The organism is Ignavibacteriales bacterium (assembly GCA_016700155.1).
Classification (GTDB): Bacteria; Bacteroidota; Ignavibacteria; order Ignavibacteriales; family Ignavibacteriaceae.
In genome coordinates, this window is the sequence record CP065001.1 from 3,405,253 (window position 1) to 3,422,335 (window position 17,083).

Genomic DNA, 17,083 nt, shown 5'->3' on the forward strand with positions numbered 1-17,083 from the left:
TAGAATATCCTTAAAAACCGAATCCGAATCCCAGCCTGATTTCACGGGGTGTGGAATACATTGCAGGATTGTTTATGTATTGTTCAAACGTATTTATTCCGAATATCGCGCCTGCTTCTTTAACATTTAGATCAGCATTTGCGCGACCGGTGCTTGCATAAACATCATTTTCATTTTTAATATCAAGAACATTATAAACAAGCAAAAACACGTTCAGATCAATCGCACCAACTTTAAATACTTTTTCTGCGCGAAGATCAAGATTTAAAAATGAAGGTTTGATTCCACCGTTTTCGAATCTCACACCGTTTGATCTTTTAGGATCTTCGGTATAAGGCCAGCCTGAACCATATTGAAATATAAAGCCCGCGTTCCAGTCACCCGGTTCACCAACGTTGAATGAAAGGTTTAAAGTTGATCTCTGATCCCAGTTCAACGGTACAACTGCTTTTGCATCTTCAACCGGTGGATCAGTCTGATTATTATTATAAACTGCAAAAGGATCGCTTGCATTTCCTTCGGCGATCTGGAATGTATAATCTACTTTTGCGCTGAAATAATCTGCAAATCTTTTATCAAGTGTAACTGTAAACCCTCTTACGTTTCCGTAGTCACGGTTTACAAATCTTGCATATTTAAATCCTTCATAAGTATTTATGATTTCCATTCCAAGAAGGTTGCGGATATCTCTGTAGTAAACTGCAAAGTTTAAAACAAGATTCGGGAAAAGAACCTGCTGCAGACCTATTTCATATTGAACTGTTTTTTCGGCTTTAAGATCCGGGTTACCCATAATTGATGAAACTGATGCCGTGGGATTTATGAGGAAATCTGAATTCCTGTAAAGATTTTCGAAATTAGGAATTTTGAAAAAGTGTCCGTATGAAAACCTGATAATTCCCTGATCTGTTATCGGGAATGATGCGCCAAGCCTTGGACTTATCTGGAACTTAGCCTCAGCTTTTTCAAACTGGCTTGCGCCGGGATATAACGGATTGTTTGTAACGTTACGCAGATCAACCGGTTGATTAGAATTCGGCTGGAAGTAATCGAGTCTTACGCCAGCATTGATGATCATTATGTCATATTCCATTTTGTCCTGCACATAAGCAGCAAACTCATAAGGCTTTTTATAGTATGATTCGTTGCCTTCTTCACCGGGATTACGGTAACCAAGAGTTACTATAGGGTTACCAAGTGTATCTTGCTGACCCTCAGTCAGGTTAATCAGGTTGTAGCCATGATTGAATATGTCGTGTAATCTCCCTTCAATACCCGCGCCGATTTTATGCTCTTTTGAGATCTGAGAATTAATCGACCATTGACCAATATAAGTAAGTGTTGAACGCTCATATCTGCCGCCGTCATTTCCGCCTGACCTGAAAGTATAGCCTGATGTAGCGATTCCCTGGTTTGGATCGATATATCTTGGATCAAAAGGATCTTCATATAAATATCCCTCATACTGATGAAGGTTTGAAGAAAACTTTAAAGTCTGAAAAGTGCTTTGTGACGGGAAGTGTGAAAGCTGCACTGAGTTGATTGCGTTATACCTGTAATGACTTCTTATTCCGTCCGGTGTCCATGAGAAATAATGATCATAATATTTATTATAGTTATCATCATAAAAAAGACTGTAACTTATCTTAAACATGGGGAGAGAATAAGTCACTTTTCCGTTAAATGAATATTTCTTTTCAGGATTGAGAGGAACATAAGCGCCGTCTCCCGTATTTCTTGGTATCCAGAAATCCGGTTCTGACGGGTTTGGAAGAAATGGAACATTATCGCCTATGTTATAAACACGTTTACCGAAAAGATGACCTTCATTTTCAAAGTATCTTCCTGTTAAAAAGAATGTCAGGTTTTTTAAACCGGTTGGTCCGCTTAAACTTACCTGAACGTTTCGTGCCGGAAGCCTGTCAAGCTTATCAAGGTTCCTGAATATGTCCGTATGGTTTGTAAAATAATTTCCTGTGTATGCGGATACTGTGCCTTCAAGTTTGCTGGAACCATCCTGCGTAACAATATTGACAACGCCGGACATTGCCTGTCCGTATTCCGCATTAAAGTTACCTGTTATAACTTCCATCTGACGGATAGATGTATTTTCTATCTCAACACTAAGTCCGCCGTTAAAAGCATCTGTAACGGTAACACCATCAACCAGGTAAGCGACTTCATTTGAACGACCGCCGCGGAAGTGTCCGCCGATAACGCCTGCCTGCAGATTAATAACCTGACCGATTTCTTCAACAGGCATCATTTTAATATCACTTGAAGTGATTGTAGATGATGTTGATGTAAGATCTTTCTGAACGAGGGGACGGGTTGCTGTAACAACAACTTCTTCACCCATACTGATGACGGTTGAACTTAACTTGACATCGACTTTAGTGGTGAGGTCAATTTTTATTAAAACTTTTTCAACAATAACCCGCTGATAGCCGACTGCACTTGCTATTATCCGGTATTCACCGGGAGGAATATTATTTATATAATAGTATCCGTCATTATCGGCTGCAGCACCGAGATAAGTACCTTCAATTACAACATTGGCGCCGAGCAGGGGTTCGCCTGTTTCGGAGTCAGTTATTCTTCCCGAAATTTTACCGGTTGTTCCGGCAAAAATATCGGCCTGTATTCCGGCTAAGAAGAAAATCAGAAGTAAAGGTATCAGAGCGGTACGAAAATACACCACTCTTTTTGCTTTGTTGTACATAACCGTATTCCCAATAAGTTTTTTATAAAATCTTAACAATGTTCTGAGTATTGTCGTTTACCTTTATTACTTTTTTTAGAATCTCCATCAAACCATTTTAACAAAACAAGGAAGGCACAACTTAATTGCTGCGCCTTCCTGTTAATAATTATTTGATCAGCATCATTTTCTTTGTTGCGTGGAATGAACCTGATTCAATGCTGTAGAAGTATACACCGCTTGAAAGGTTGCTTGCATCAAAGTTAATTGTATGTGAACCGGCTGTCTTGAACTGATCAACAAGTGTTGTAACAACTCTTCCTAATACATCATAAACCTTAATTGATACATTACCCGGTTTTTCAATCGAGTAAACAATCTGTGTTGCAGGGTTAAATGGGTTAGGATAGTTCTGTGAAAGTTCATATGTAAGAACTGTGTTCTGTGGATCATCAACACCAACCGGATTCCATAGAGCACCGATCCATGTGTACAACCATCTTGATACATCACTCCATGACTGGTCTTCATTGTATGGTGAATAAGTCATGATACCTTCTCTTTCACCTGTTGCATCAGCATCATTGATTGAGAAGTCCATTGGTATTCTCATACCTTCGAGCGGAACAAAAAGATCATCGTTAAATCTGTTAGAAAGTTCGGAGAATGCAATTCTTGCTTCAACGACATAACCGGTAGGGAATTTTTCATCCCAATAATAATCAGTGCCTGGGACCAATAAACTGTCGCCGCCGCCAAGTCCATCTATCAAGCATCTGTCTCTTGACATTCTGAAATGATAATCCGGCTGTGAACCTCTTCTGTAAGTGGTATGTGGTTTACCATGCCAGTTGTAGAGTCCAAGGAAAATATCCGGAGCGTCATTCAGATATGTCGCTAACGCAGGATTGAAGCTTATGATATCGTCTTCAACATCAAATGCTATGTATAGATAATTGTTATCAACTGCTACATAAGCATCAAGTGAAAGGTCATCATCATTTGTTATTGTTGAATTGGTAACAAGAAATGCTGAACCATCTGAAAGCGCCATATGAATTGGTGTAATGCCGGCCCATTCAGTTAAACTTCCGTCAGCAACAAATGTAGATGTCGGAGCGTTCAAAGAAATTGTGGTAACGCCTTTTGCGGTGTTGGTAACAGGTGCTGATACTTCTGATAATTCAGAGATATTTCCAGCCTGATCCTGTGTCTGCATTGCATAGTAGTATGTAACATCCTGATCTGTTACCGGCGCTCTTAATAAATGACTGAACGTCTGAACACCTTCACCAACATTAAGTTTTACAACTTCAGCGTCGTCAGGGTCTGTAATAGGAGCGTGTTTATAATAGATATGATACTTTTCCTGTGCTTCATTAAGAGCATCAATCCAAGTTATCAGGTTAGAATATGTTCCGGGTAATCCAAGTACACTTGTTGGTGGAGGAGGAGCTATAACATCAAAATCAGGATTTCCTGACCACCAGTCGGTAATCCATAATACTCTACCTGCAACACCCGAAGCTTCAGCCATTAAACCAACAACGTTTATGTTAGTTGAATCTATTGAAGTAGAATTATCCTGGTAAACCATTTCACGGAACGGGAAAGCATATTCATGCCACTGATCATCAGCAATTGGCTGGAATACTGTACCGATTTTTCCGCCGCCGCCTTCAACCTGAATTCTTAGCGGACCGGTACCTGCTTCACATTTCAGTTTGAACTTCATACTATCAACTAACCAGGCACCTGAAAGATTTACTGATGGAGATACGTTGTAACCGAAACCTGTCCAGCCGTTAGCCCATTCATCTCCCTGTATCCATTTTATTGCATTTGTTCCGGGTTGTGGTCCTGCACCGGTTTCAACTGATACTGCAGATTGACCCCAGGTGAATTGAGACATATTGCCTAACAATGTAATACCGTTAAATACAACTAGCGGAATAGCCTTAACACCAAATCTTCTGAATCCGTCAAAAATAACTTTGAGTGAGTCTTCAGCTATACTTGTTGAAATTGCTGAAATGTTATAACCAATAATTTTATCTGAATCGAACTGACGGTTATTGAAATTACCGCCGCCCCAACTTGCAGGGAATATTACGAATCCTGAATCAACAGGAGTTAAACTTCCGTCTGTACTTAAAATTCTTATAGGCAGTTTTAACTCGAACCAGTCACCAACTGCATCAAGAACTGTTGCATGTTCGTAGATGTATTCTTCAATCGGATCGGTCTCTGTAGGACGATCTGCAATGTGAATTCTGAATACAATACTTGCAGGTAAACTTGGAGCCTGAACAACCTTTATCCAGATTGCCAAAGAATCACTGATTGTCCAGTCATATAACGGCTGTCCGTCAGGTACTCTTTTAATAAGCTGCGAATAGCTTCCCCATGAATGGAATGATCCGATAACTATATCGGCATTTCCTGAACCGGTTCCCTCTCTGAAATCAGTTGTATTCAAAGTGAAATCCATCCGGCTTGGACTACCTTCAGTAGAAATCTGATATGTAGTATCAGCCGCAATGTCCGAATCGAAGCTTTCAATTACTACACTGCTTTGTGCCATAGTAAAAGAAATGCTCATCATCAGAAGAAGAACAAGATGAATAAATCGTTTCATAACTTTCCTCTCTTTAGTTGAACGTTTGTAATTAGCTGGATTGAATTGTTCCTTTCAATCCTTTTTGATTTAATGTTTTGCGAAACAAAGTTTTTCAATACCATAAACTCCATAACCCGATTATTATTATCACTATAAACGCCGATAATATCAGGTTTGATTTTATACCTCTTACACTCCGCAGGTTTGAAACACCGCTTGTTATATCCATCATACTTTCTGTTATTGTATATTTAAGACCAAACACAGTGGTTATGTTCTTTTTTGATGAAGCATAATTAAGTACAACTATCAGGCTTATGCTGAGGACAAACAGAAAGATTGCGAAGTGCAAAAAATTAATTCCAAGGAGCCATTGAAATACAGGATGAAGTTCAACACCGTAATTCATTAGCATTTGTAGAAACAATCTGAACAAACCGATAGCTTCGCCAACAATCAAAGTAGTAATTGCAGTATCGGCGCTTGTCTTTTTAGAAAACAATCCGAAAAGAAAAACCGCAGTGATGGGTGGAGCTACAAATGCCTGTACATTCTGAAGGAATAAATAAATCTGCGAACTGATGAGTTTAACAAGCGGGACAATAAGTATAGCTGCAACCACAACAGCGGTAGTTGCAAGTCTTCCGACGAGAACTAACTTTCTTTCGTTAGCACCGGGATAACGTATCTTATAAAAATCATTTGTAAATAAAATCGCTGTACTGTTGAACGCACCGGCAAGCGATGACATAATAGCGGCAAGTAATCCGGCAACAACTAATCCTTTAATACCTACCGGAAGAAGATCACCGGCAACCAAAGCAGCATACGCTTCATCTCCGCTAATTTCAGGATAAAGAGCAACGGCAATTAATCCGGGTAACACTAACACAAAAATTGGAAGCACTTTAAGAAAAGCAGCGACAAGCGTTCCCCTGCGTGCGTCATTAACGGAACGTGCACTTAAAATTCTTTGAACTATATACTGATCTGTGCACCAATACCAGAAAGCAATAATCGGCGCACCGAATAAAATTCCTGTCCACGGAAAATCCGGATCAGATAAGTTCTTAAACATATTAAAGAAATCGGCAGGAAGTTTTTGTTCCAAACCCGTAAATCCGCCAACTGCATTAAGTCCGAATAATGATAAACTTACAGCACCAAGAATAAGTATCAGTCCCTGAAACAGTTGTGTCCTGAAAACAGCATTTGCGCCGCCGGTAACACTGTATAGCCCGGTTATTAGTACAATCAGGATAGACGAAGCATAAATATTTAATCCGAAAATTTTATAGAAAAGAAGTCCGGCAGCAAAAAGTGATACAAGTATTTTTGTGAAGATATAAATGACGATTGAGAACGCGGCAAAAAATTTCCTTATTCTCACATCAAATCTTAACTCAAGAAATTCCGGCATAGTAAACACACCGGATTTCAGATAAACAGGTGCAAGTACCCAGCCAAGGAATATCAGTGTGAAGATTGCCATAAGTTCAAACTGACCCACTGCAAGTCCGCGTATTGAACCTGAGCCTGCAAGACCAATAAAGTGTTCACTTGAAATGTTGGTAGCGAATATTGAGATTCCGACCGTGAACCATCCGATATTTCTACCTGCAAGAAAATAATCCGTATAATTTTCTTCGCTTCTTCTTGAATAATAGAATCCAAGACTGAGCACTACTATAAGGTATGCAACCAGAACAAGGAGATCTATTGGTGAAAAAATATCAGTCACGATTTCTTTAAATATTTTTTAGCTATTGATGTTTGCACATATCATACCATCAATTAAAAATGAACAGGTATTCGATTAAGTTTCTTTTTAATAAAATAAGTTTGAATGCCTGCTATAATTGCTTATTAAATTGATAAGCATAGTTATTATTTTAATAATCACTATTTGATATAAATCAAAAATTATTTTATAAGAATCATTTTTCTTGATGATTCAAACTCACCTGCTTTTAATCTGAATAAATAAACTCCGCTTGCTAAATCAGAAGCGTCGAATTCAATTTCATATTTACCAGCTTCTCTGAATTCATTTACAAGTGTAGTTACTTCATTTCCAAGAATGTCATAAACTTTTAATGTCTGCCAGATTCCTGCTGGTGATTGCCATCTGATTTTTGTTTTAGGATTAAAAGGATTTGGATAGTTTTGTTCCAGCAGAAATTCCTCCGGAACAAATCCTGTTTCATTATCAATATCAGTTACCATTCCGCCTAAATCATAAAAAGGTGTATAGGCATTTATCATCGTCTGACCGACTGCTTTAATTGTATCGCGGTTCATCCTGTAAATGCCCATGCTCTGGAATCCCTGCGGATGCTGAGCCGAATACCAATCGAAAATGCACCACCACGTTACGCCCATTAAATAACCTCCGTCACGGTACGAGCCGTCAGGTCTTATAACCGAAGCACGGTAAGTAAATGCATTAAAAGTTTCTGTAAATACTGTAACCTGGTTTGCCTGTCCTGTCGGCGAATTCAATTCTCCGGACCAGTAACCATACTCTGTATCAAGGATCGGTTTCTCCGGGTATTCCAGATTTGCATAACCTAAAAATCTTCTTGTGCCATCGTAATAAGTTCCGCCATGGAAGATTCCGAAGTACATTGTCCAACCGGCAACATCACAAGCTGCCATAGATGGATCCTCTGGACCGGGTCTGTCTGCCGCTGCTGATTGTGTAACTAATCTTCCGTCCGCGTAATTAAAATCAAGTTCCTGGTTGACTTTCTGAATAAACTGCTGCCTGTTTGTTACATCAAGACATTCATTGGCTGTACTCCATAATAGAATTGACGGACGGTTGTAATCTTTAAAAACCATTTCACGGAACATCTGTTCGTGAATATGCCTAACACTGTTCTGCAGCACCCATGCAAATGATTCATCAAACCACCAGACAGGAATTTCTTCTACAACAGCAATTCCCAATCTGTCTGCAAGAAGATATGTATGAAGATGATTCGGGTAATGCGCGGTACGAAGCATATTCACTTTAAGTGATTTTACTTTTAGCATATCAGAGTAAATTGAATCGATAGGAATACTTCTTCCGAACAAAGGATGGTCTTCGTGACGAGCAATTCCTGTGAAGAATACTGGTTTGTCATTCAACAATACTTTATCAACTGAAGTTTTTACTGTTCTTATTCCGAATTGTGTAAAGTATTCATCAAGCACTGTTGTACCTTCAGTGATAGTTACTCTCATTACATAAAGGTCAGGAGTTTTGGGTGTCCAGAGTTTGGGGTTCAGAACTCTAAGATCAGTCCGCCAGACTTTTGTTGAATCACTTTTAATTAAAAATGATGTGGATGATGTACCGGTTATCGCGGCTGATAGTCCGGTTATGTCAGAAGCTTTTTCTGAATTGAAGTTAGTTTCATTTAACTCGGCATTATAAACTTCTATGTTTACGTTTATATTTTTATCAGCATTTCCTTTATTAAAAAGCACTAAGGTTGTCTGAACATCACCATCAGTGTTTTGCGGCACTATGTTGGCGCGGATTACAGAAACCGGATCAGAAAACTCAAGATAAACATCATGAATAATCCCGGTATAATTGAACCAATCCGCCTGTGTATAAGGAACAATATCATTCCTTGTTCCCCATTGCGGATTATCAACACGTACAACTAAGACATTGTTCGAGGTGTAATTCAAAACTTCAGAAACATCAAACGCAAATGGAGTATAACCGCCTTCGTGCCAGCCGAGATAAACATCATTAAGCCATACATCAGCAACATAGTTAACTGAGTAGAACATTAACTTTGCAAAACTTTCAGCATTTGATGCATCAACCGTAAATGATTTTCTGTACCACACGCCATCCTGGTAGTACTCTGGAACCTGTGGGTAAGGATTCATCTGATTTTCAACTGATGGCAAAGTTTTTAGTTCCCACCCGCTGTCATCATAGCTTTGAAGATGCCTGTTCTGTGCTTCGTTCAACATGTTTTGATATCCTGCCGAATCTCTTTTTGCAAGAGTGACATTATCATTGGCGGCGAATCTTTGTTTTTTCCATTCACCTTTCAAATTCAAAATTTCTCTGCTTTGTTTTTCAAATGAAGGAACGGCAAAACCATTTTGAAACGGTATTCTTATTCCATCTACCTGTTTTAATGAATTCGTTGATAAAAGTCCTGCTATCTGCGAATATGTTTTGAATGGTGTGATTATCATGAACAGAAGTAAAAGAAATGCCGCATACGGTCGGTAATAAATTTTCATAAAACTCCCTCAGGTTTATAATGCTGTACAGAATTATTTATAGGAAATAGTCAGACTGATTAATGAGGCAAGTATAGTACCACGAAGAAGTGAATAAAATTTGATTGAAATTTCAATCCGGGTTGAAATTATCAGGTCGAAGAATTATTAAACTAATAAACTCCAATTATCAGAATAATAAGTTTAATCTTCAGATTTTTTAAGTCCCAGTTCCTTAGACATTCTATAATAATTAGGCGGAGCGATACCTAGTTTTTTTGCAGCTTCAGTATCTGATTGTGAATGCTGCCTGACGAACTTAAAGTATCTTTCACGCATTATCTTTTCCATTTCTTTTAATGGAATGATATGCTCGGGGTTAAAAAAATCTGTCACACCCGATTCAGTTGATTGACGCATTGGTTCAGTTAAACCTAATGCTCTTTCAGCATGAAATTTTGTTATATTTTTTTCAGAGGTAAATAACATACGCTGAACTACATTCTTTAGTTCCCTTACATTTCCGGGCCAGTCATATTGAAGGAATACTTCCATGGTTTCATCGGGAATCTGAGGTTTATCCTTACCCATATCTATACTTATGTTTGAAAGGAAGTGATCGATGAGAAGAGGTATGTCGGTTTTTCTATGTTTAAGGTCAGGAACATATATAGGCAGAACATTGAGCCTGTAATAAAGATCCTCTCTGAATCTTCTCTCTTTAACCTCCTCTTCTATATTCCTGTTGGTTGCAGCAATAATTCTTACATCGACTTTTATTTTTTCGGTGCGACCTATCTTTTCAATTTCACCATCCTGAATTACGCGAAGTAATTTCACCTGTGCAGGTAAAGGCAGTTCAGTTATCTCATCAAGAAAAATTGTGCCGTTGTTTGCTATTTCAAAAAGTCCGAGCTTCTTTTTATCAGCCCCGGTGAACGCTCCTTTTTCATAACCAAAGAGTTCACTCTCTACAAGCTGGCTCGGAAGGCTTCCGCAGTTAATGATAATAAAATTTTCATACTTCCTGTCACTGCGGTAATGAATGTTGTAAGCAACAAGTTCTTTTCCCGTTCCCGATGAACCTCTTATAAGTGTGTTAACATTGCTCTGCGCAAACTTTGTAATTTCCTCACGAAGGATATTTATTAATGGAGATTCACCCACCATTCTTTTTTGCTGAAGAATATCTTCAACATTTCTGCTTAACTTCTGGTTGGATCTCGATCGTTCCCTTTCAAGCAGACACTTTTCGTGAGCATTGAAAATACTCATCAAAAAATCTGTCGGCTGGTAAATGTATTCTTCAATATCACCGGGATACTTTGTACAGTACCAGAAAGCTCCCGCTTTAATAAGTTTGTTGGCAAAGTTGTAGTCGGATATGTTGATAGTCATTTTAGTGATGACGATTATCTGCACTGTGTGATCTATCTGTTTTATCTGGTAGATAAGATCTTCACCCATTACACCGCCGGCGATCTGGAAGTCCATAATCACCACATCAAAATATCCTTTTTTAGATTTCAGAAGTTCAAGCGCAGCTTTACCATTTGAAACTATATCAATTATTTTCATTCGTTCATTGAATGGATACAATGTGTTCTGAACTCTTCTAACATCAAAGTCTTCATCTTCAATTAATAGTATGTGAATTTTTTTTCCGTCAGTAATCATTTGTTATTCGCTAGTTAGAGATTGTAATTGTAAATCTGCAGCCGCCTTCGGCAAGATTGCCGGCATCAATATCCCAGCCGCAGCGCTTCGTAATTTCATAAGCAATATAGCAACCATATCCTGAATTCTGAATTTCAGTTTTCTTAGTCGTTACATTTTCAACGAAAATATTTTTTATTCCATTTTCATTTTTTATTAAAAGATTTTCCGGTAATCCTTTTCCGTTATCTTCGATAGTAATAAAGGATTTATTCAATTCCCTGTTGAACTTTGTTTTACAGTTGATTACCAGGTTACTGTCTCCGCCGTGTTCAATGCTGTTCTGCAGCAAAGGTTCTATAATTTCCCACACAACAAATTCGTTTATCGGAACAACGGGAAGCTCAGGATCGGTTTCCATCCTTATTTCAAACGCATTTGATTTTGATGAGACCCGCAGAAAAATATTATCAACAATAAATTTTATTACTTCGTTAAGATTTGTTTTAAACATCTGATTACGGATTGTCTGCACAGGCGGATCGTACCACTTCATATCATAAATCACTCTTGAAATGAAATTAGAATACTTCGTTACCCTGTATTTTGTATCGGTTATGTTTTCAGGCGAAAGCTTACGAAGATCCTCCTTAATAAAACCCATTATCTTCTCAGCTTTATGATGCGTATGATAAATTCTTTTTGTAAAGATAAGTTCCTTTTGATAGTTGATCTGTTTCATAAGGTTTTCTTCATGCTCTTCAAACAACATCTTTTGTGCATCATCCCGTTCTTTTACGGTATAGGAAGAGATGAAGTACATCGCGAGAAGTCCAAGCAGGATTAACGAAAGATAGATAACAGAAGTTTCATCAAAATTACTTATCACCTGGTTGCTTATAAAACTAAAGTCAGGTGTGTTTTTAATGTACACTGAACCAATGTATTCCCCTCTTACAACAAACGGCACGAAAGTTTTAAATGTTTTTGCATCAACAAGTTCGCTGTAAATTCTTTCATCAGATCGCAACTGGTCTCTCATTGATGCGAACATGATTGCAGCTTCCTTATGATCCCCGTTTACAGGGTGAACAATATTCTTCCTGTCAAACAGGAAATTGTAAAGCGTTTCACCATCATCAATCGCTAAAACTTTTTCATTGTCGCTTACAAGAATGCAAATTTCTTCAATGTTATGATGAAGCATTTGCTGGCTGAAGATTATGTTGAATGACTGAATTAGCCTTCTTTTCTCTTCATCAGACATTTCTGTTTTAGGAATGAAGGTCTCAATCAAAAGTTCGAATGAAGTCGCCGTAAGGTTGGCATGTTTTTCTGCTGAATCCTTCTGATACCACTCCTGCGTGTTGCTTAAAAAACTTCTGATTGATGATTTATTAATAAATGATACAAGAAGCTGGAAAGAAAAAAGTATAACAAACAGAACTGTTAAGTGTTTAAACTCAAAATGATATTCCCTGAATTTTTCTATGAATTTTTTTCTGATCATATCATTCTACTTAAGAAAAATACTGCCTGATTTGATTTTTTGTGATGCGCTATGAAGAGCTTCTTTCACAGTCATCTCTTTTTTAATGGCAGCGTTTACATAAAAAGAAAGAATGTCCGAGATATTTGTGTAATCTTCTATAAAGGGACGGTGCATTCCTTTTTGTAAAAGTGAATGATAAAATCTCAGATCCGGATGCTTTTGAACGTAATCAGAATCACTGTAAATAGAATTTAAAGTCGGAAGTACGCCGCCTTCTTCATACATTATCTTCTGAGCTTCATCACTGGTTAAATAATTAACAAACCTTGCCACTTCAGGAATATTAAGCGAATACTGTGATATCATAAGGTTCCAGCCGCCGTAAACCGATCCCGGTTTGGAGCCCTTAAAATGGGGTGTCGGCGCCTTTCTTAAATGCTGAACAGCTTTCTCGTTAAGATTTAATGCTCGGTTCTCATCGCTGTAAAATCCAGGCCAGCCCCGTAAAAACACAGCGTCCTGTTCCATAAAATAATCGTAGCTGGGATATTCCTTAAACTCAGTAACTTGCTTTGGTGCAAGTTTGTATTTATAAACCATGTCAACTAATAGTTGAAGAGCTTTTTCAGCTTCGGGTGTTTCAAGATTCAGATATCCGTCTCTGATAAATGGTTTGCCTTGCTGGGACATCATCTCCGCAAAGATGCATATCAAACCTTCATAGTCATCTGCCTGGAATATGAAAAATTTTTCGTCTTTATTTCTTAATCGTTCATGCAGATTAAAAAATTCCTCCCATGTAAAAGAGTTTTTTAATTTTGTGATAACCTCATTGTAATCCGGAAGTTGTTTAAGAATATCATCGCGATAAAACATAAGCGCAACATCTATGTAAAGCGGTATTGCAATCAGGGTATCGTTATACAGGCAAGACTCCATTGCATAACTGAGAATATTTCCGGTCTGTTCGGGAGTAAGATATTTTTCCAAGGGCACTCCCCATTTTGCAAACCGCGGAACCCATATCTGATCAACGGCAAAAATATCCACACGTTCACTTTTACTTCTTAAGTATCTTGCTAACAGTTCCTTTCTTTCGTTGGTACTGAATTTGTCAAACGACAAATTGATCGGGACTACTTCAATTTTTCCTGCAAATTTTTTATTAAATGACTCAATTACTTTCAGGTGAGCGTTTGAAATGTTATCTGCAAAATAAATTTTTTTGAGCAGTGGAGCGGAACTACTTCCTGATGTAAACGGCGGTGAAATATAACTCACCATAATAAACGCAGTGATCAGAATGGCACTTATAACAACATAAAATATCTTTTCAAACTTCAAGCTTCTCTCACGCTAATATCTGTTTCCGGAATAATCATCATTAACTTGTGCAAAAATAGGCAATTAATTTTTGTGAATTAAATTCCCTCTGCATCTACCACATTAAACAAATACCTTAGATACAATGCTTAGCTAAAACAAATCAGCATTATTGATTATTAAATTGATAACCATTTGTTATCAAAATAATAAGTAACTAAAACATTCACAGTTCATTTTTATTTGTACTGATTGTAATCCAAAGTCAAAACAAAAAATTATTTAACCCGGGCATAATGTATATGAGGGCACAATATTTGCCTAAGATGTCTGCTCGATGTTTAACGCCGAATTGAATTTGTAAAAATTTAAACATTGCTGAAGTTTTGTTCGCAAACGGCTTAATCATAATTTTGAAAAGTAAATAAAATCTAACTGCTTAAAGGAGATTCCGATGGCTGTTCAAAGCGCTAACACTTCTGTAAAAGGAGCTTCTATAAATTCCGGCGCAAATTATACTCCCGCCCTGATTGTACTTACATCTTTATTTTTTATGTGGGGATTTATCACCTGTCTTAATGATATTCTTATTCCGCATCTTAAAGCTGTATTTGATCTGAACTACACTGAAGTAATGCTGATACAGTTCACATTTTTTACAGCGTATGCCATTGTTTCTCTTCCATCAGGCATGTTAGTAGAAAAGATAGGTTATAAAACAGGTATAATAATCGGGTTGCTTATTGCCGCCGTAGGAACAGCGCTGTTCTATCCCGCTGCAAGCAGCAGATCATACATGGTTTTTCTTCTTGCTTTATTTGTATTGGCATCAGGAATAACATTACTCCAGGTTGCGGCAAATCCTTATGTAGCAATTCTCGGTAAACCCGAAACAGCTTCTGCAAGATTAAATCTTTCACAGGCATTTAATTCATTAGGAACAACAATAGCCCCGGTATTTGGCTCAATACTAATTCTTTCAGTCGCAGTTAAAGGTGCTGATGAACTTGCAAGGTTAAGCGCAACTGAACTTGAAGCATATAAACTAATGGAAGCAGGTTCAGTACAAACTCCATATCTGCTTCTAACAGGAATGTTGGTAGCCATTGCAATAATATTCACATTATTCAAACTGCCGAAAATTGAAGCAGCGTCACAATCATCAAGCGGCGGTGAGGGTGTTAGTTACGACCATCACCATAAAAGCGCATGGGGATATAAACATCTTGTACTTGGCGCGGTTGCAATTTTTGTTTATGTCGGTGCTGAAGTTTCTATAGGTAGTTTCCTTGTAAACTACTTTAATGAATTATTGTCAATGCCTGAAGTAGAAGCAGGAAAATATGTAGCTCTGTATTGGGGCGGCGCAATGATAGGAAGATTTTTCGGAGCCATAACACTTTCAGAATTGAAGGACACAAGAAAGAAAAATATTTATACTGCACTTGTTTTCGTATTAGCACCTGTAATTGCAATCTATATAACTAAGGAATATCAAAACCTGTCCGCCATTTCATTTGAAGGATTCAGCAAAACATTAACCTTCCTTCTTTTTGTTGTATTGAACTATATAGCATTTAACATTGGCAACAGAAAACCCGGAAGAACATTGGCAATTCTTGCTATATGTGCTGCGGCACTTGTAATCGTATCGATGCTCACTTATGGCGCTGTTGCAATGTGGACAATTCTTGCAGTCGGTCTTTTCAATTCAATAATGTTCCCGACAATTTTCACTCTTGCTATAGACGGACTTGGTAAACACACTGGTCAGGGTTCAGGAATTCTTTGTACAGCAATTGTCGGCGGAGCTTTAATACCGGTTGCACAAGGCTTCTTTGCTGATAATATCGGCATTCATCATGCATTCTTCCTTCCTGTATTGTGCTATTTCTACATAGCATACTATGGAATGAAAGGACACATCCCCACTTTTTCCAAAGCATAGGATTTTTATGAATAAAACTGAAGTAACATTGGGGATTGACATCGGCGGAACAAACACCGTCTTCGGTTATGTTGACAGGCATGGCAACTGTGTATTTGAATCTTCAATACCAACAAACTCGCATGAAAGTGCTGATCATTTATTCTCAAGATTAAAAACTGCGATCGATGAATCCTATGAACAGTTAAACAGAAAATATACTCTTATTGGAATTGGCATCGGCGCGCCAAACGCTAATTACTATAAAGGCACAGTAGAACTTCCTCCGAACCTTAACTGGGGTTATGTGAATGTTGTTGAGATTATGAAAAAATATTATGACATTCCAACAGTCATTACCAATGATGCGAACGCTGCTGCAATCGGTGAAATGAAATTCGGTGCGGCAAAAGGTATGAAAGATTTTATAATGATAACACTCGGCACCGGTGTCGGCAGCGGTATAGTTGCAAACGGTGATTTGATTTATGGTGCTGATGGTTTTGCCGGTGAGATAGGACATACAATCTACGACATCAACGGAAGGCAATGCGGATGCGGTCGTAAAGGATGTCTTGAAACTTATACATCCGCAGGCGGAATTAAACGCACTGTGTTTGAACTGCTAGCAAATCTTAATGATGAGAGTGAACTGCGAAATGTTACCTTCAGTGATATGACTGCAAAAATGATTTGTGAAGCCGCACGAAAAGGTGATAGGATCGCCCTAAAAGCGTTTGATGTAACCGGTAAGATACTCGGTATTAAACTGGCAGACGCAATTGCACATACAAGTCCCGAAGCAATAATTCTGTTCGGAGGGCTTGCTTCATCGGGAGAATTAATTTTTAACCCGACAAAAAAATATATGGAAGAAAATGTGCTTAACATTTTCAAGAACAAAGTTAAACTTATTCCTTCAGCTTTAACTGAAGGAAACGCCGCTGTGCTCGGCGCCAGCGCATTAATATGGAATGAGCTTGATAAAGTTCAGATGCAATACAAATAGTTAGTGTTTTTTGAAGAGACTGAAAGAAAGATTTCCTGATAGAATATTTTAACCCTGCAAAAAAATATTCACCCGTACCCTTTCGTTAGTTAGTTATGGATTATTTCAGTCTCTTC

The 17,083-nt window shown here is 38.0% G+C and carries 9 protein-coding genes; 2 read left to right on the top strand and 7 right to left on the bottom strand.

Annotation, left to right across the window (positions count from 1 at the left end; all coding sequences use genetic code 11):
- Positions 1-10: 10 nt before the first annotated feature.
- The 7 genes from IPM56_14230 to IPM56_14260 form a co-directional block, all read right to left on the bottom strand.
- On the bottom strand, positions 11-2,722 hold the full coding sequence (locus IPM56_14230) for a TonB-dependent receptor (protein ID QQS35392.1): 2,712 nt from the start codon (positions 2,720-2,722) through the stop codon (positions 11-13).
- Positions 2,723-2,870: 148 nt separating this feature from the next.
- A complete protein-coding gene (locus IPM56_14235; GenBank protein ID QQS35393.1) occupies positions 2,871-5,339 on the bottom strand; it encodes a T9SS type A sorting domain-containing protein in 2,469 nt (822 codons plus the stop codon).
- A gap of 94 nt (positions 5,340-5,433) precedes the next feature.
- Complete coding sequence (locus tag IPM56_14240) at positions 5,434-7,062, bottom strand: sodium:solute symporter (protein ID QQS35394.1); 1,629 nt, start codon at positions 7,060-7,062, stop codon at positions 5,434-5,436.
- Between the two features lie 182 nt (positions 7,063-7,244).
- Positions 7,245-9,581, bottom strand: coding sequence for a T9SS type A sorting domain-containing protein (locus IPM56_14245; protein ID QQS35395.1), 2,337 nt, complete (start codon positions 9,579-9,581; stop codon positions 7,245-7,247).
- A gap of 183 nt (positions 9,582-9,764) precedes the next feature.
- Positions 9,765-11,237 carry a sigma-54-dependent Fis family transcriptional regulator gene (locus IPM56_14250; GenBank protein ID QQS35396.1) on the bottom strand — a complete coding sequence of 491 codons (1,473 nt, stop codon included), beginning with the start codon at positions 11,235-11,237 and terminating at the stop codon, positions 9,765-9,767.
- A gap of 10 nt (positions 11,238-11,247) precedes the next feature.
- Entirely contained in the window at positions 11,248-12,726 is a 1,479-nt protein-coding gene (locus tag IPM56_14255) for an ATP-binding protein (GenBank protein QQS35397.1), read from the bottom strand.
- A 6-nt stretch (positions 12,727-12,732) separates the two neighbouring features.
- Entirely contained in the window at positions 12,733-14,052 is a 1,320-nt protein-coding gene (locus IPM56_14260; GenBank protein QQS35398.1) for an extracellular solute-binding protein, read from the bottom strand.
- Between the two features lie 433 nt (positions 14,053-14,485).
- On the opposite strand from IPM56_14260, the gene IPM56_14265 reads away from it, so the two are divergent.
- Positions 14,486-15,979 (top strand): sugar MFS transporter, encoded by a 1,494-nt coding sequence (locus tag IPM56_14265; GenBank protein ID QQS35399.1) that lies wholly within the window; start codon positions 14,486-14,488, stop codon positions 15,977-15,979.
- A gap of 7 nt (positions 15,980-15,986) precedes the next feature.
- Positions 15,987-16,967, top strand: a complete 981-nt coding sequence (locus IPM56_14270; GenBank protein QQS35400.1) for an ROK family protein — start codon at positions 15,987-15,989, stop codon at positions 16,965-16,967.
- Positions 16,968-17,083 lie beyond the last annotated feature (116 nt).

What these genes read in the sequence shown, in the direction of transcription:
- IPM56_14230 (QQS35392.1), bottom strand. Translation starts at nt 2,722, where the DNA reads ATGTACAACAAAGCAAAAAGAGTGGTGTATTTTCGTACCGCTCTGATA.
- IPM56_14235 (QQS35393.1), bottom strand. Translation starts at nt 5,339, where the DNA reads ATGAAACGATTTATTCATCTTGTTCTTCTTCTGATGATGAGCATTTCT.
- IPM56_14245 (QQS35395.1), bottom strand. Translation starts at nt 9,581, where the DNA reads ATGAAAATTTATTACCGACCGTATGCGGCATTTCTTTTACTTCTGTTC.
- IPM56_14250 (QQS35396.1), bottom strand. Translation starts at nt 11,237, where the DNA reads ATGATTACTGACGGAAAAAAAATTCACATACTATTAATTGAAGATGAA.
- IPM56_14255 (QQS35397.1), bottom strand. Translation starts at nt 12,726, where the DNA reads ATGATCAGAAAAAAATTCATAGAAAAATTCAGGGAATATCATTTTGAG.
- IPM56_14265 (QQS35399.1), top strand. Translation starts at nt 14,486, where the DNA reads ATGGCTGTTCAAAGCGCTAACACTTCTGTAAAAGGAGCTTCTATAAAT.
- IPM56_14270 (QQS35400.1), top strand. Translation starts at nt 15,987, where the DNA reads ATGAATAAAACTGAAGTAACATTGGGGATTGACATCGGCGGAACAAAC.